General features: G+C 62.7%; 16 protein-coding genes. 4 read left to right on the top strand and 12 right to left on the bottom strand.

The features are described 5' to 3' along the window. The first annotated feature begins 62 nt into the window (after nt 1-62). Nucleotides 63-1073 (top strand): methyltransferase, encoded by a 1011-nt coding sequence (locus AC1DX0_RS02570; RefSeq protein WP_477223019.1) that lies wholly within the window; start codon nt 63-65, stop codon nt 1071-1073. Nucleotides 1074-1090: 17 nt separating this feature from the next. Here AC1DX0_RS02570 and AC1DX0_RS02565 read toward each other — a convergent pair whose 3' ends face one another. From AC1DX0_RS02565 to fabA, 4 genes are all read right to left on the bottom strand, one after another. Next, complete coding sequence (locus AC1DX0_RS02565; RefSeq protein WP_477354186.1) at nt 1091-2635, bottom strand: putative bifunctional diguanylate cyclase/phosphodiesterase; 1545 nt, start codon at nt 2633-2635, stop codon at nt 1091-1093. A 164-nt stretch (nt 2636-2799) separates the two neighbouring features. Beyond that, complete coding sequence (fabI, locus tag AC1DX0_RS02560; RefSeq protein ID WP_477223017.1) at nt 2800-3603, bottom strand: enoyl-ACP reductase FabI; 804 nt, start codon at nt 3601-3603, stop codon at nt 2800-2802. A gap of 32 nt (nt 3604-3635) precedes the next feature. Beyond that, a complete protein-coding gene (gene fabB, locus AC1DX0_RS02555; RefSeq protein ID WP_477223016.1) occupies nt 3636-4856 on the bottom strand; it encodes a beta-ketoacyl-ACP synthase I in 1221 nt (406 codons plus the stop codon). 49 nt (nt 4857-4905) lie between these two features. After that, nucleotides 4906-5421: a 3-hydroxyacyl-[acyl-carrier-protein] dehydratase FabA gene (gene fabA, locus AC1DX0_RS02550; protein WP_475453632.1), complete on the bottom strand. Its 516-nt coding sequence runs from the start codon at nt 5419-5421 to the stop codon at nt 4906-4908. A 242-nt stretch (nt 5422-5663) separates the two neighbouring features. On the opposite strand from fabA, the gene irrA reads away from it, so the two are divergent. Then, complete coding sequence (gene irrA / locus AC1DX0_RS02545; RefSeq protein ID WP_477223015.1) at nt 5664-6113, top strand: iron response transcriptional regulator IrrA; 450 nt, start codon at nt 5664-5666, stop codon at nt 6111-6113. A 10-nt stretch (nt 6114-6123) separates the two neighbouring features. Beyond that, the gene (locus tag AC1DX0_RS02540; protein ID WP_477223014.1) at nt 6124-6519 is read left to right on the top strand and encodes a DUF4260 domain-containing protein; all 396 of its coding nucleotides are present in this window, start codon (nt 6124-6126) and stop codon (nt 6517-6519) included. On the opposite strand, the gene AC1DX0_RS02535 is transcribed toward AC1DX0_RS02540, so the two are convergent. Continuing rightward, entirely contained in the window at nt 6492-7052 is a 561-nt protein-coding gene (locus tag AC1DX0_RS02535) for an SH3 domain-containing protein (protein ID WP_477354183.1), read from the bottom strand. The two genes, AC1DX0_RS02540 and AC1DX0_RS02535, sit on opposite strands and share 28 nt — an antisense overlap. 148 nt (nt 7053-7200) lie before the next feature. On the opposite strand from AC1DX0_RS02535, the gene AC1DX0_RS02530 reads away from it, so the two are divergent. Continuing rightward, the gene (locus tag AC1DX0_RS02530; protein ID WP_477223012.1) at nt 7201-8202 is read left to right on the top strand and encodes a 2-hydroxyacid dehydrogenase; all 1002 of its coding nucleotides are present in this window, start codon (nt 7201-7203) and stop codon (nt 8200-8202) included. Between the two features lie 37 nt (nt 8203-8239). Here the strand turns inward: AC1DX0_RS02530 and AC1DX0_RS02525 are convergent, their stop codons facing one another. The 7 genes from AC1DX0_RS02525 to AC1DX0_RS02495 form a co-directional block, all read right to left on the bottom strand. Further along, nucleotides 8240-8716: a GNAT family N-acetyltransferase gene (locus AC1DX0_RS02525; RefSeq protein WP_477223011.1), complete on the bottom strand. Its 477-nt coding sequence runs from the start codon at nt 8714-8716 to the stop codon at nt 8240-8242. A 14-nt stretch (nt 8717-8730) separates the two neighbouring features. Next, on the bottom strand, nt 8731-9483 hold the full coding sequence (locus AC1DX0_RS02520; protein ID WP_477223010.1) for a molybdopterin-synthase adenylyltransferase MoeB: 753 nt from the start codon (nt 9481-9483) through the stop codon (nt 8731-8733). Between the two features lie 31 nt (nt 9484-9514). Then, nucleotides 9515-10654: a DNA replication/repair protein RecF gene (gene recF, locus AC1DX0_RS02515; protein ID WP_477223009.1), complete on the bottom strand. Its 1140-nt coding sequence runs from the start codon at nt 10652-10654 to the stop codon at nt 9515-9517. A 78-nt stretch (nt 10655-10732) separates the two neighbouring features. Then, nucleotides 10733-11851 (bottom strand): DNA polymerase III subunit beta, encoded by a 1119-nt coding sequence (gene dnaN / locus AC1DX0_RS02510; RefSeq protein WP_477354180.1) that lies wholly within the window; start codon nt 11849-11851, stop codon nt 10733-10735. Between the two features lie 386 nt (nt 11852-12237). After that, nucleotides 12238-13782 carry a chromosomal replication initiator protein DnaA gene (dnaA, locus tag AC1DX0_RS02505; RefSeq protein ID WP_477223008.1) on the bottom strand — a complete coding sequence of 515 codons (1545 nt, stop codon included), beginning with the start codon at nt 13780-13782 and terminating at the stop codon, nt 12238-12240. A gap of 857 nt (nt 13783-14639) precedes the next feature. After that, entirely contained in the window at nt 14640-14906 is a 267-nt protein-coding gene (gene rpsT / locus AC1DX0_RS02500) for a 30S ribosomal protein S20 (RefSeq protein ID WP_027043520.1), read from the bottom strand. A 181-nt stretch (nt 14907-15087) separates the two neighbouring features. After that, a partial coding sequence (locus tag AC1DX0_RS02495; RefSeq protein WP_477354177.1) for an enoyl-CoA hydratase occupies nt 15088-15767 on the bottom strand: 680 nt, incomplete at its 5' end.

The following is a 15767-nucleotide window of genomic DNA, read 5'->3' as shown; positions in this document are numbered from 1 at the left end:
ACAGAAAAATCGAAACGGGCGCGGCTTAGGTCGCGCCCGTTTTCGTTTGGAAGGTAGAGGGAATGTCCGCTGAGGCGCTGAAGACGCTTTTCCATCCGTTCGAGGCCGAGGCTCTTGCCTTGCCGCGAAAGGGCGAGCGCGTTCTCTTTCTCGGCGCCGAGCCAGGCTTTCGCCTGCCTGAAGGCTTCGAGGCCGAGCTCCACCTAGTACAGGGCTTCCGGCCGTACTTTCGCCCGCTGCAGGCATCTGGTTTCGCTGTCACGCCGCAAGTGGAAGGCGGCAGCTTTGATATGGCGCTTGTGTTTGCCGGCCGTCATCGTGGCCAGAACGAGTTGCGTATTGCCGACGCCCTCGAGCGCGTGGCGCCGGGCGGACTGGTTGTCATTGCCGGCGGCAAGGACGATGGCATTGCCAGTCTGCGCAGGCGCGTCGACGAGCTTGTGCCGCTCGACGGCCATATGCCGAAATATCACGGCATCGCCTTCTGGCTGCGGCGCCCGGTGGATATGCAAGCTGCCGCGGCAGTTCGCGCCGCCAATCCCGGGCAACTGGTCGATGGCCGATTCCACACCGCACCTGGCATGTTCTCCTTCGATCGCGTCGATGCGGGTTCGAAACTGCTGGTCGACAATTTGCCCGGTGACCTGCGCGGCAGTGCGGCCGATTTCTGCGCCGGCTGGGGTTATGTGGCGGCTGAGATGGCCGCCCGTTCGTCAGGCCTGTCGACGCTCGATCTTTATGAGGCCGATTTCGCTGCGCTGGAGGCGGCCAAAGGCAACCTCGCCAACAGCGTGGCGCAAGGCTTCTTCTGGACGGATCTGCTCGCCGAGCCGGTCGAGCGCCGATACGACGTCATCGCCATGAACCCGCCCTTTCACCGCAGCCGTGCGGCGGAGCCGGAGATCGGTGCCGGCATGATCCGCGCGGCAGCCAAGGCGTTGAAGCCCGGTGGCAGGCTGTTCATGGTCGCCAACCGCCAGCTTCCCTACGAGCCCGTGCTGTCGGCCGCCTTTGCCAGCCATGCTGAACTCGCCCGCGACGGTATGTTCAAGGTGTTTTCCGCGCGGCGCTGAAACGATGCGTATCGCGTTCAGTGCAGATTGGCCACGCGTCTGACCTCGTCGGTGGCATATCCGTCGCCGGCGCTGAACTTGAGCGGCGCCGGACGGCCGAACAGGTAGCCCTGCACCACCTCGCAGCCGGCGGCGCGCAGCAAAGTCGCCTGGTTCTCGGTCTCGACGCCTTCGGCAATGATGCTGACGCCGAGTGCCCGCGAAAGCCCGACAATGGTCGACACGACGGCGCCGGAGCTGGAATCGGTATCCATGCGGCTGACGAAGGAGCGATCGATCTTCAGCTTGCCGAACGAGAAATCGATCAGGTAGCTCAGATTGGAATAGCCGGTGCCGAAATCGTCGACGGCAACGGAGATGCCCATGTCGGCAAGCTCTTTCAGGATAGCGGCAGCGCGGTCGCGGTCCTGCATCATCGCCGTCTCGGTCACTTCCAGCTCCAGCCGTGATGGCTTGATGCCGGTGGCCCGCATTGTGTCACGCACGATGCCGACGAAATCCTTGGTCATGAACTGAACCGGCGAGATGTTGACGGCGACGAAGCAGTCGTCCGGCAAATGGCGGGCGTCGCTGCAAGCCTTGCGCAGAACCCATTCGCCGATAGGGTTGATCATCCCCGTTTCTTCGGCGATCTGGATGAATTCCATGGGCGGGATCATGCCGCGTTCGGGATGGTTCCAGCGGATCAGCGCCTCGTAGCCGACGATACGGCCGGTCGGCAGGTCGAGTTGCGGCTGATAATGGAGGTCGAAGTCTCCTCGCTCGAAGGCGGTGTGCAGTTCGGATTCGACCCATTGGCGATAATCGGCAACGCGCCCCATCTCGCTGTCGAACACCGCCCAGTTGCCSACCCCGCTGGCGCGCGCATTCTGCAGCGCCAGGTTGGATCGGCGCAGGATAAGGACCGGATCGACGCCATCCTTGGGCATGGCCACGATACCCACCGACAGASCCACCGATTGCTGATGGCTGCTGAGTTCATAGGGCTCCGTCATCTCGTCGATGAGCCTTTCGACCATGCTTTCCAGCGTTCCCTGGATCTGATGATCCGGGAGCAGCACGGCGAACTCGCCGGCGCCGATGCGCCCGATCAGGGCGCGTGCGGGCACACAGCCCTGCAGCCGTTTGGTGAAGGCGCGGATCAGCTCATCACCCTGGCTGTAGCCGATCGCATCGTTGATGTGCTTGAAGCGGTCGATGTCGATGTCGATCAGGAACATCGGTTCCCCGGTTCGGCTTGTCGCGCACGCCGCCTCGGCGATCTTGCCGACCATCGCCGGACGCGCCAGCAGTCCGGTCAGCTTGTCGAAATGGGTTTCGTTGAAGACGAAATCCGCYGATTCATCGACGCCGGCGAAGAACGACATCGCCGCCACCGACGCCGCCAGCGCGCAAAGCGCAGCCATGATGGCGACCATCATGTCGGCTGATATGCCGGCAAAACCACTGCCGAGGCCAAGCTTCAGGCCCCAGATGCCGAGGATGAAACTGCCTATGCCCGAGCTCGCTATCGTGAGCAGTCGGAACACCGGTGTTCGCTTCGGGTTGCTGACGGCAGACATTCAAAGGTCCCCAGATTGCCGGACTCTATAGCGGAAATCTTCTTAAAATGAGTTTCCGCGAATGCATCCAATTTTACTGGAGAAGACTATTTTTTTACTGGAAATGGGCCATTTCTCCGAAACAATTGCCCAAAGCGCGTCGCCTTGGTCCGTTTCAGGGCCGATTAACCATCTGTCTGCTTCAACTCATCGAGCGTCGGCATCGAGACGATGTGATAGCCGGAATCGACATAGTGGATTTCGCCGGTGACGCCGGAAGCGAGATCGGACAGCAGATAGAGCGCCGAGCCGCCGACCTCGTCGATGGTCACGGTACGGCGCAGCGGCGAGTTGCGCTGCTGGTAGGAGAACATGTGGCGGGCGTCCGAAATGCCGGCGCCGGCCAGCGTGCGCACCGGCCCTGCCGAGATGCCGTTCACCCGGATGCCGCGCGGACCGTAGTCGTTGGCGAGATAGCGCACACTGGCTTCGAGGCCGGCCTTGGCGACGCCCATGACATTGTAGTTCGGCATGACGCGGACCGAACCGGCATAGGTCAGGGTGATCATCGAGCCGCCCTGCGTCATCAGTGCCGCTGCATTGCGGGCCACTTCGGTGAAGGAGTAGCAGGAGATCACCATGGTACGGACGAAATTGTCCCGGCTGGTGTCGGCGTAAAGGCCCTTCAACTCATTCTTGTCGGAAAAGCCGATGGCATGGACGACGAAGTCCAGTCCGCCCCAGGCGTTGCCCAGCGTTTCGAACGTGGCGGCGACCGAAGCGCTGTCCTCGACATCGCAGGGCACGACCAGCGAGGCGCCGAGCTTGTCGGCGAGCGGCTTGACCCGGCGGCCGAAGGCCTCGCCCTGGTAGGTAAAGGCGAGCTCCGCCCCATGTTCGGACAATTTCTGGGCGATGCCCCAGGCGATCGAATGATCGTTGGCGACACCCATGACAAGCCCGCGCTTGCCCTTCATCAGTCCGTCCATGGCTGGCAAATCCTTTTAGAAAAAACGCTGGCCTATGCGGAATAGCGCTGGAAAACGAGCGTTGCGTTGGTGCCACCGAAACCGAAGGAATTCGACAGGACGGTGTCGATCTTGGCGTTGTCGATGCGCTTGCGCACGATCGGCATGCCCTCGAATTCGGGGTCGAGGGTCTCGATATGGGCGCTTTCGCCGATGAAGCCGCCTTGCATCATCAGGATCGAATAGATGGATTCCTGCACGCCGGCCGCGCCCAGCGAGTGGCCGGTCAGCGATTTCGTCGAGGTGATGAACGGCATTTTCTCGCCGAACACCTCGCGGATGGCGCCCATTTCCTTGGAATCCCCCACCGGTGTCGAGGTGCCGTGGGTGTTGATGTAATCGACCGGCGTGGAGACGGTTGCCAGCGCCTGGCGCATGCAGCGGACCGCGCCTTCGCCGGAAGGCGCTACCATGTCGTGGCCGTCAGAGGTCGCGCCGTAGCCGACGATCTCGGCGTAAATCTTGGCGCCGCGTGCCTTGGCGTGCTCGAGTTCTTCCAGGATGAGCACACCCGCGCCGCCGGCAATGACGAAGCCGTCGCGATTGGCGTCATAGGCGCGGGAAGCGGCGGAAGCCCTGTCGTTGAACTTGGACGACATGGCGCCCATGGCGTCGAACAGGTCCGACATCGTCCAGTCGAGGTCTTCGTGGCCGCCGGCAAACATCACATCCTGCTTGCCCCATTGGATGAGCTCATAGGCGTTGCCGATGCAATGCGCCGAGGTCGAGCAGGCCGACGAGATCGAATAGTTGACGCCGTGGATCTTGAACCATGTGGCCAGCGTTGCCGACGCGGTCGACGACATCGCCTTCGGCACGGCAAAGGGGCCGATACGCTTGGGGCTGCCGTTCTTCAGCGTCGTTTCGGCCGCCTCGACGATGGTGCGGGTGGAAGGGCCACCCGAACCCATGACGATGCCGGTGCGCTCATTGGTGATGTCGCTTTCGCTCAAGGCGGCATCGGCGATCGCCTGGTCCATGGCGACGTGGTTCCAGGCAGCACCCTGGCTCAGGAAGCGCATCGCGCGGCGATCGATCATGGCGGACGGGTCGAGCGTCGGAGCGCCCCAGACCTGGCAACGGAAGCCGTGCTCGGCGAAGGAATCGGAAAAGCTGATGCCGGATCTGGCGTCATGCAGCGAGGTCTGCACCTCGTTGGCATTGTTGCCGATCGACGACACGATGCCGAGGCCTGTGACTACGACACGTCTCATTCGCAACTCCTTCCAGGGATACTGGCCAGTGGGTCGACCAGGGCTGTGGTCAAGCGACCGCCGACTGCTTGGACAGACCGACCTTCAGGTCCGTCGCCGCATATATGGGCTCGCCATCCGCCTTCATCCAGCCATCGGCGATGCCCAGAACCAGCCGGCCACGCATAACGCGCTTGAAATCCACGCCATACTCGACCTTCTTGACCGATGGCGTGACCATGCCCTTGAACCTGACCTCACCGGTCGACAACGCCATGCCTTTACCGGGTTCGCCAAGCCAGCCGAGATAGAAACCAGTCAACTGCCACAAGGCGTCCAGACCGAGGCATCCTGGCATGATCGGATTGCCGATGAAATGGCAGGCAAAGAACCACAGGTCCGGCTTGATGTCGAACTCCGCGCGGATGAAACCCTTGTCGAAGGCGCCGCCGGTCTCGCTGATCTCGGTGATGCGGTCGAACATCAGCATGGGCGGGTAGGGCAGTTGGGCATTGCCCTCTCCGAACAGCTCGCCGCGGGCACAGGCCAGCAATTCTTCGTAGTCGTAGCTGGATTTACCCGCCATCAATCTCGTCCCCATATCGTCCGGGCGGTAGCGCGCCCTTGTCGTTGGTGTCCTAACACAATCTGTTTCAGGCCGGAAACCGGCGTTTGCGCTTAACCCGCCAGTCTGCCCGGGTCAATGCGCGCTATTGATCGCATTCGGACGACAGAATATATGTCAACAGGGGTCCGGGTTCGGCAGACATTCATTTTTTTGCCATTCTGGGCGTGTCTTGAAGCGGGACTGTGAGCTTGGAAGACCAGATGGACCGGGGCTGCCGGAAGGAAAATGTCGCTGTGGACAAGCGGGTACGTGAAGCCGGCCTGAGGCCGACGCGGCAGCGCATCGCGCTGGCCGACCTGCTTTTTGCCAAAGGCGATCGCCATTTGTCGGCCGAGGAACTGCACGAGGAGGCGCTGGCTGCCGGCGTGCCGGTGTCGCTCGCCACCGTCTACAACGCGCTCCACCAGTTCACCCAGGCTGGACTGTTGCGCATCCTCGCCGTCGAGGGCGCCAAGACTTATTTCGACACCAACACCTCCGACCACCACCATTTCTACATCGAAGGCGAAAACCGGATTTTCGACATCGCCAATGGCCCGGTGACGGTCACCAACCTGCCGGAGCCGCCCGAGGGCATGGAAATCGCCAATGTCGACATTGTGGTGAGGCTGAGGCCCAAGCGCCAGGAACGGCCGGCGGCGTCAGAATAATCGGCCGGAAATGAAACCCCTCGATCTGATAGTCAGGCTCGAATGGGCTGCTGTGGCGGCCGCCGCTATTGTCTTCTACGCTTGGTCGGGCGTTTCCTGGTGGCCCTTCGCAGTGCTCATCCTTGCGCCGGATCTGTCGATGTTTGGCTACCTCGTCGGGCCGCGCATCGGTGCCATCGCCTACAACGCCCTGCACATCCTGATACTACCGGTGCTGCTGCTGCTCGTCGGGTACTTGTCCGGTCATGCGGCGGCAATCGCGGTCGCGCTGATCTGGATCGCCCACATCGCCATCGACCGTGCGCTGGGCTATGGCCTGAAGCTGTCAACCGGTTTTCAGGACACAAACCTCGGCCGAATCGGGCGAGCGCAACGACCTCAGTCCTTGACCCGCTCGCCGGGATAGGCGCCCCAGACCGCCGACTGGGCGAGCCAGCCGGTATGCCCGTCGAGCGTCATTTCGCACCACTGGCCGTCGCAGGCCTTGATCGTGCCCATGACGCCCGGCTCGACGATCGCCACCACGCTGGCATCTTTGTCGGGGCTTCTGAGCATATTGATCTGGGCGCCCTTGCCGCGTTGCCATGGTGCGATGATCGCGGTGCGCCGGCCCGACAGCAGCGACTGGTTGATCCAGCCTTCCGAACCGTCGGCATCGCGCACGCGSCGCCACGTGTCGAATTCCTGGATGATCTCCATCGGCAGGCCGGCCTTCATATACATCCAGTCGACCGAATAATTGGCACCCGGGCCGACGCGCGAGTTGACGCGGCCGGATTTAAGGCTGACGAATCGCGGCAATGGCAGGCCGCTCGGCCCGAGCGTGATGGCGCTCTGGGCGGGTGCGGCCGCGCTCTGTGCCGCGGCCAGCGGGGAATAGAGGAGAGCGCCGAGAAWTGCTGCGCTGAGGGYCAGGCGAAGTGGCGCGAAACCAGACACTTTCGTTCCTTTCGGCGCTTGCCTCTCGGCCTCGGCGCCCCTTTTTCTTTGTCTTCGGCGGCACCGCTTGTTACATGGGTAAATCGGCTACCGCGACCGGCTTTCAGTTTCGCCGGTCTTGGTTAAAGAGGTCTCAACGAGGGAAACAATGGTAGGCAAAAAGAAGCCTCTCGTGGTCATCACGCGAAAGCTGCCCGACCCGGTCGAGACCCGCATGCGCGAGCTGTTCGACGCCAGGCTGAATGTCGAGGACAGGCCGATGACGCAGCCGGAGCTGGTTGCCGCGGTCAAGGAAGCCGACGTKCTGGTGCCGACAGTGACCGACCAGATCGACGCGGCGCTGATCGCCCAGGCCGGCGACAACCTCAAGCTGATCGCCAATTTCGGCAATGGCGTCGACAAGATCGACGTGGCGGCGGCGGCCAAGAGGGGCATCACCGTCACCAACACGCCCAATGTGCTCACCGAAGACACCGCCGACATGACCATGGCGCTGATGCTGGCTGTACCGCGCCGGCTGGCGGAAGGCGCCAATGTGCTCACCGGCGACAAGAAATGGGCCGGCTGGTCGCCGACCTGGATGCTTGGCCGGCGCATCTGGGGCAAGCGGCTCGGCATTGTCGGCATGGGCCGCATCGGCACCGCCGTTGCCAGGCGGGCCAAGGCCTTCGGCCTTTCCATCCACTACCACAACCGCCATCGCGTGCTGCCGGCGGTCGAGGACGGGCTGGAGGCGACCTATTGGGAGAGCCTCGACCAGATGCTGGCCCGCATGGACATCATCTCGGTCAATTGTCCGTCGACGCCCGCGACTTTTCATTTGCTGTCGGCCCGGCGCTTGGCCCTGCTTCAGCCCACCGCCTATGTGGTCAACACCGCGCGCGGAGACATCATCGACGAAGAGGCGCTGGTCAAGCTGATCCAGGACGGCAAGATCGCCGGCGCCGGCCTCGACGTCTACGAGCACGAGCCGGCGCTCAATGCCAAGCTGCTCAAGCTCGCCGCCAGGAACAAGGTCGTGCTGTTGCCGCATATGGGCTCGGCGACGCTCGAGGGCCGCATCGACATGGGCGAGAAGGTCATCATCAACATCAGGGCGTTCGTTGACGGCCACCGCCCGCCGGACCGTGTGCTGCCGCTGAGGACCTGACGGTATCGGCGCTTGCCATTGTTGGGTAAGCAAAAACTTACGAAATAGATTTGCGCATGGTGATCGAGGTTGGCCTGGCGTAGCCTTCATGTGCCGTTCGCTCGGTCTCGTGGAAACCGAGGCGGGCAAAGGCGGCATGATTGGCGGTGAGCTCGATGCGTGTCTGAAGCTCCAGCGCCGCCTTACCGCGGTCGAGCGCGAGATCTTCGACCGCCCGCATCAGCCGCCGGCCGATGCCTTGCCCCTGGCGGTCCGGGGAGACGGCGAGTTTGCCGACATAAAGATCGTCGGCCCTTTCAAGAGCAAAGACGCAGCCGACGATCCTGCCGCCGTCGAGGGCCGCGAAGCCGTTCTCCCGCCCGGCCTTGTCGCGCAGTCCATCGACGGTGAGCAGATGGGTCGAGGACGGCGGGTCGATGACGCCGTCCATGAAGGCGAAGGCCTGCATGATCAGGGCAAGCACCTCGTCCCAGCGGTCGAAACCGGCCGGGATGCGGTCGATGGAGAGGGTCATGGTCCGCTCCAAGATCAGCGCCTGCTGTAGCGGATCGTTTCGAAGCGCGCGGAGAGCGCATCGTAGAGCAGCAGCCGCCCGACCAGCGGCTCGCCGATGCCGGTGATCAGCTTGATCGCCTCCATCGCCTGTAGCGTGCCGACGACGCCGGTCAGCGCGCCAAGCACACCGGCCTCGGCGCAGGACGGTACAAGGCCCGGCGGCGGGGCTTCGGGGAAGAGATCGCGATAGCCAGGGTTCGGCTTGCCATCCTTGCCGGCCTCGAAAGGCTTCAGCACCGTCACCGAACCATCGAAACGGCCGACGGCGGCATGCACCAGGGGTTTGCGCTCGTTCGCGCAGGCGTCGGCCACCGTATAACGGGTCTCGAAATTGTCGGAACCGTCGACGGTGATGTCATAGCGGGCGATGAGGGCAGGGGCGTTGTCCGCGCTCAGCCGGAACGTGTGCGTCTCGACCACGGTGTTGGGATTGATACGGGTGATTGCCGCCTTGGCGCTGTCGGTTTTCAGCATGCCGACCGTATCCGTGCCGTGGATGACCTGGCGCTGCAAATTGGAGAGCGACACGGTGTCGTCATCAACGATGCCAAGCGTGCCGACGCCGGCCGCCGCAAGATATTCGAGCACCGGTGCGCCCAGCCCGCCGGCGCCGATCACCAAGACCCGCGCTTGCTTGAGCTTCTGTTGGCCCGCGCCGCCGACTTCGGGCAGCACGATGTGGCGGGCATAGCGTTCGATCTCGTCGGCGGTGAGCGCGGTGGTCATGTCAGGACCATATAGCGGCTGAAAAACCTTGTCAGGCGTCTTCGGTTGGCCCAACCGTGCCATGGTCGACGGTCAGGAATTGCGCACGGCCCTTGAGGCTGGAAAACAGCGCGGCATCGGTTCCCGTCATGAAAGCCTGGCAGTTCAACTCCTCCAGGATCGAAAACAGCGCCGCCCGCCGCCCGCCGTCGAGATGGGCGGCGATCTCGTCGAGCAGCAGGATCGGCGTCATGCCGGACATCTCGCCGGTCAGCCGGGCATGCGACAGGACGATGCCGACCAGCAATGCCTTCTGCTCGCCGGTCGAACAGAGTTCTGCCGGCATTGCCTTGGGCCTGTGCCGCACCAGGAGATCGGAACGGTGCGGGCCTTCAAGCGTTCGTCCCGCGGCACGATCACGATCACGGCCACCGGCAAGAGCCCGGCGGAACCGCTCCTCGACGTCGACCGCCGGCGCGGTGGAAACCTCGGTTTCCAGATCGCCCGAAAGGCTGATATCGGCCTGCGGGAACGGTCCCGTGTCGGGCAGCCTGTCGATCATGGCGGCGAGCAGGCGCACCAGTTCGGCGCGCGCCGCCGCAATGGCGACGCCGGTTTCGGCCATCTGTGTCTCGATCGCTTCGAACCAGCTGATATCCCGCGAGCCCTCGGTAAGCAGGCGATTACGGCCGCGCATCGCCTTCTCGTAGTCGAGCGCCCGCTGGCCGTGGCCGGGGTCGATCGCCAGCACCAGCCGGTCGAGAAAGCGCCGGCGGTCAGCAGCCGGTCCGGTGAACAGCGCATCCATGGCCGGCGTCAGCCACACCACGCGCAGCCATTCCAGCATGTCTTCGGCCGAGCGGGCCGTCGCGCCATTGATGCGAACCCGCCTGCCGCCTTCGCCCTCGCCGACCGAAATGCCCGTGCCGATCTCGATCTGGCCGTCGGGCCCGTCGAGCCGGGCGTGCAGGGCAAAGCCGCCGTCGCCGCCTTCGCGTGCGACATCGGCGTAAGGCGCGCGGCGCAGGCCGCGCCCCGGCGTTAGAAAGGAAATTGCTTCGAGGAGGTTGGTCTTGCCGGCACCATTGTCGCCGGAAAACACCACGGCGCCCGGATCGAGATCGATCGTCAGCGTCGCATAGTTGCGGAAATTAGTAAGTGTAAGCTTACTTATATGGGTTTGTGCCGGCAACCGCTATCCGCCTGTAGAAGTCGCCATTGTTTCCGCTGCCGGCCCGTCGCAGAGCCGGATCGATGATGCCGTGCCGGGCTATACCCGCATCGGCATCAGCACGTAAAGCGCGGTCTCGTCGGCCATGTCGTGGATCAGCGTCGGCGAACCGGCATCGGCCAACATGAATTTGGCTTCCGTGCCGGTCAACTGAGCGGCAACGTCGAGCAGGTATTTGGCGTTGAAGCCGATTTCGATCGGGTCGGACGAATAGTCGGCCGCCAGTTCCTCGGTGGCGCTGCCCGAATCCGGGTTGTTGACCGCAAGCGTCACCTGGCCTTCGCTGATCGAAAGCTTCACCGCGCGGCCRCGTTCGGAGGAAATGGTCGAGACACGGTCGACCGCGGCGGCAAAGCTCTGGCGGTCGATGATCAGCTTCTTGTCGTTGCCGGTCGGAATGACCCGCTGATAATCGGGGAAGGTGCCGTCGATCAGCTTCGAGGTCAGGACCACGCTGCCGATGGTGAAGCGGATCTTGGTGTCCGACAGCTCCGTGGTCACGGCGACATCAGGGTCGTCGACCAGCTTCTGCAGCTCGCTCACCGTCTTGCGCGGAATGATGATGCCCGGCATGCCCTCGGACCCCGCCGGCGCGTCGATTTCGGCGCGCGCCAGGCGGTGGCCGTCRGTSGCCACCGAGCGCAGCTTCAGCTTGCCGCCGRCCTCATGCGTGTGCAGGTAGATGCCRTTGAGATAATAGCGCGTCTCTTCGGTGGAAATGGCGAACTGCGTCTTCTCGATCAGCCCCCTCAGGGCAACCGAGTCGAGCCGGAAGATATGCGAGAAGGATCCGGCCGAAAGCTCGGGAAAGTCGGATTGCGGCAGGCACTGCAGCCGAAAGCTCGAGCGGCCCGACGTCACCGTCATGGCGTTGCCGTCCTCGTCCGTCTTCAGCATCACCTCGGCGCCGTCCGCGAGTTTGCGCACGATGTCGTAGAGCAGATGCGCCGGAACCGTCGTCGCCCCGCCGCGCTCCACCTTGGCTGGCGTCGCTTCCGTCACCTCCAGGTCAAGGTCGGTCGCCTTCATTTCGAGGCTGGCGCCCTCGGCGCTGAGCAGCACGTTGGACAGGATCGGTATCGTGTTGCGCCGTTCGACCACACGGTGGACGTGGTTGAGCGACTTCAGGAGATTTGACCGTTCCAGGATAACACGCATGACGAAACAGGCTCGCTTGAAAGGATGAGCGGGTCTCCGGCTGGCGGCGCCCCGCGAAAGGTCTGAACAGGCTCAGAATCTGCGTAAACTGACAGGAAAAAGCCAGCAAACGCAAGCCCGCGCCACCGGTTCGGTCCGGCTGCGCGGGCTTTCTGGGGATAAAGGCCTGGATGACCGCCAGCCAGTGTGCTGAATCCCGAATCCAGATCGTCGCCAGGCTCTGTTTTGACGCAATTCCCAAGGGAAAGCGCTACGCGCTTGCCCCGGGAAAAACCGTTCACACTTTTCTTGGAATTGCTCCAGGCCTCGAGCCCATGTCAGGGGCGCTGCCGGGCAGGCAAGCCATTGAATTCCAGTGCGGTTCTGGCTTGCCCGTTCCGGACCGGTCAGGCCTGGTCGTTGATCAGCCGCCGCAGCAGCTCAAGTTCCTGCGCCAGCGTGTTGTCGTTGCCGGAAAGGTCCTCGATCTTGCGCACGGCGTGCAGCACCGTGGTGTGATCGCGGCCACCGAAGCGCCGTCCGATTTCGGGCAGGGAGCGCGGCGTCATCACCTTCGACAGGTACATGGCGACCTGCCGTGGCTTGACGATTGTGCGCGTGCGCCGGTTGGACAGCAATTCGGTCTTCGACACGTTGTAGTGGCGCGCCACGATGCGCTGGATGTCCTCGATGCGGACCCGCTTCGGCTCGCCGGTGCGATAGATRTGGCCGAGGATCTCGTCGATRCGGTCGATGGTGATCTGCGGCTCGAACGACTGGCGAAACAGCAGCTGGTTGAACGCGCCCTCCAGTTCTCGTCCGCTGCCGGTCACGGTGCGGGCGACGTGGTTGAGGATTTCGTCGGAAATATCCAGCGATGCGTCGTCGACCCTGGCCGTGGCCAGGCGTAGTTTGAGCATGCCGAGGCGCATGGAGAAATCAGGCGCCGACATTTCGAGCGCGACGCCGCCATTGAGGCGCGAGCGGACACGCGGCTCGAGCGATTCCAGCTCGGACGGCGGCCGGTCGGCGGCGACAACSACTTGCTTGGCGCTGTCGAGCAGCATGTTGATCAAATGGCAGAATTCATGCTGGATCGACTTGCCCTGCAGGAACTGCATGTCGTCGATGATCAAGAGGTCGATGTCGCGCAGCTGCTCCTTGAGCGTCAGCGCGTTGTTGTCGCGGATCGCGGTGGCGAAGCGCCACATGAAATACTCCGCGGTGAGATAGACGACGCGGGATTTCGGGTTCTGCTTCAGCGATTCCGCCGCGATGGCCTGCAGCAGGTGGGTCTTGCCGAGCCCGACGGTCGCATGCAGGAAAAGCGGATTGAAGCGCACAGCGCTCGATTGCGATTCCGCCACGGCCTTGGCGGCGGCGAAGGCTACCCGGTTCGACGGGCCTTCGATGAAGGAGCCGAACGTGTAGCGGGGATCAAGCGGCGATCCCAGCACGTTGTGGCGGAACTCGGTCTCGACCGCGGCACCTGGGCGCGGCACGGGAGGCCGTTCCACCCTGCCGGGGCTCACAGTGCCGGCGGCCAGCGCCGTTTGCGTCTGCCGTGTCATCTTGCGTGCCGGCGTCAATTCCGGTTCGACAGGGCTGCGCCCCTGGCGGGTGGCCGTGCGCACCACGATCTCGATCTTGAGGAGATCGGCATCCTCCTGCTTCCACAGTTCGGAGATGAGGTCGAGATAGTGGCCGTTGATCCACGAGCGCAGGAACGCGGTGGGCACCGAGATGCGGACAATGCCCTTGGACGCCTCCGCGACCTTCATGCGGCCGAACCAGCTCGAATAGACTTCAGCCCCCAGACGCGCCTTCAACTGGATCTTGACCCGGTCGAACTTCTGTTCCGCGTCGCTGGAGACCGCCATCTCGTTTGCTCCGATCAAAGTTCCAGGAAATGGGAGGTCGCCCGTAAGCTCCCTTTCGATGCCGCTCTGCATGATCGAGTTCCTTGCTTTTCTGTACCTGTTTTCCGCTGGGGATGCGCCTCCTGCATCCGTTTTCCAGCGACTATGTCTTCGCTACGATGCCCGTTGCCGCCGCCGGCAATGAACGTCGCCCACTATTCGGAGGGAACCGGTGCCGGCCCATGGAAGCCAGTCCGCGTTGGGTATGTCAGGGCAATACAACACCGTCCGGCGAAAGAGCGCCGGCGCGCCGTCTACCTGCCATGTCTAGTTACGCCAGTCCCCTTACCCACATCAAAAAAGACAAACCAATCCCGTTCACGGACTTGATCCGCGTTGCAAATCCGGCCAATTTACGCTGGCTGATTCGGACTGGGTTAAGGGCCACGGGCCCGTCCCTCTTGATGACCCAACATTACCGAAATCGCTGTGGATAGGGCAAGGCCACCCCTAACTGATTTTTAAGGAATCTGGTTACCTCGGGCTGGTTCGAGCCGCATGCCGCAACGGCATATTTTGACAAAGCCATTGTGATTCAAACTCTTTTCCGGCGAATATGAAAAAGTCGGGCCGGCGCGAAATATTCTGAAATAATTCGCTTGACAGCCAGTTGCCCTCCCGTCCCTTCGAGACGTTGTGGACAAGCTGTGGATGACCATAGCTAACTATCTGAAAAATATCGCTTATTTTTGATAGTTAAGAATTTTGAAGCCGCCATTTTTCAACGCTGTCAACCATCAGCAGGCAGGCATGTGCCGGCAAAGCATTTCGAATACTGGAATCCGCTTTGGGCACCGTTTCCGAGCATTCTTTTTAAGTACTTGCCGGCAAACGAAAAAACCCGGCACGACTGGCCGGGTTTTAAAGAAGCTTAGTCTGTAAAGGCGATGTTAGGCCGACAGCACCTTGAGGCGCGCGGCCAGACGCGACACCTTGCGGGACGCGGTGTTCTTGTGGATCACGCCCTTGGTCGCGGCACGCATCAATTCCGGCTCGGCGACCTTGAAAGCGGCCTGTGCGGCAGCCTTGTCGCCGGAGGCGAGCGCCTCCTCGACCTGGCGGACGTAGGTGCGCACGCGCGAGCGGCGGTTCTTGTTGATCGCCGCGCGGCGGACAATCTTACGCGTTGCCTTTTTGGCCGAGGATGTGTTGGCCATGATGCCTCTCTTCTGATCTGGTCGGCGCATGCGGCATGCCGCAGGGCGCAAAAAACAAACGGGCAGCCACAGGGCCGCCTCGGTTGGTGCGGCTTATAGTTCAGCTTTTCCGGCGCGTCAACGCTGCCTGGCGTTCTTTTTGGCCGACGCCACGGGGTTTCGATCGCTAGCCGGCAACGCTCTAGCGATTGGTGAAATTCGGCTTCCGCTTCTCGGCGAAGGCCGCCATGCCTTCCTTCTGGTCTTCGAGCGCGAAAAGCGAGTGGAACAGGCGGCGTTCGAACCGCAATCCCTCGGCCAGCGTCGTCTCGTAGGAACGGTTGACGGCTTCCTTCGTCATCATCACCGATGGCAGCGAGAAATCGGCGATCTTGGCCGCCGCCTTGATAGCCTCCTCGACAAGCTCGGCTGCGGGCACGACCCGTGACACCAGCCCCGAGCGTTCGGCTTCCGCTGCATCCATCATTCGTCCGGTCAGGCACATGTCCATCGCCTTCGACTTGCCGACGAACCGGGTCAGGCGTTGCGACCCGCCCATGCCGGGAATGACGCCGAGCGTGATTTCTGGCTGGCCGAATTTGGCGGTGTCGGCGGCAATGATGAAGTCGCACATCATTGCCAGCTCGCATCCGCCGCCCAGCGCATAGCCGGCCACCGCGGCAATGATCGGCTTTCGTGTGCGTGTGAACTCCTCCCAACCTGCGAAGAAGTCCTGGCTGTAGGCGTCGACATAGGAGATAGCCTGCATCTCCTTGATGTCGGCGCCAGCGGCAAAGGCCTTGTCGGAACCGGTAAGAACCATGGCGCCGATACCAGGATCGGCGCCGAAACCGTTCACGGCTGCGACGAGTTCGGCAAGGA

This window comes from Mesorhizobium sp. P3_A9 (genome assembly GCF_056402975.1).
Note: the sequence above shows the minus strand (reverse complement) of the source record. Positions and strands in the feature narration are given on the sequence as shown.

Coding starts and splice junctions, on each gene's coding strand:
- AC1DX0_RS02525 (WP_477223011.1), bottom strand. CDS start 8,716: ATGACCCTCTCCATCGACCGCATCCCGGCCGGTTTCGACCGCTGGGAC.
- AC1DX0_RS02570 (WP_477223019.1), top strand. CDS start 63: ATGTCCGCTGAGGCGCTGAAGACGCTTTTCCATCCGTTCGAGGCCGAG.
- rpsT (WP_027043520.1), bottom strand. CDS start 14,906: ATGGCCAACACATCCTCGGCCAAAAAGGCAACGCGTAAGATTGTCCGC.
- fabA (WP_475453632.1), bottom strand. CDS start 5,421: ATGGCGGGTAAATCCAGCTACGACTACGAAGAATTGCTGGCCTGTGCC.
- AC1DX0_RS02540 (WP_477223014.1), top strand. CDS start 6,124: ATGAAACCCCTCGATCTGATAGTCAGGCTCGAATGGGCTGCTGTGGCG.
- fabB (WP_477223016.1), bottom strand. CDS start 4,856: ATGAGACGTGTCGTAGTCACAGGCCTCGGCATCGTGTCGTCGATCGGC.
- irrA (WP_477223015.1), top strand. CDS start 5,664: ATGGACCGGGGCTGCCGGAAGGAAAATGTCGCTGTGGACAAGCGGGTA.
- fabI (WP_477223017.1), bottom strand. CDS start 3,603: ATGGACGGACTGATGAAGGGCAAGCGCGGGCTTGTCATGGGTGTCGCC.
- AC1DX0_RS02520 (WP_477223010.1), bottom strand. CDS start 9,483: ATGACCACCGCGCTCACCGCCGACGAGATCGAACGCTATGCCCGCCAC.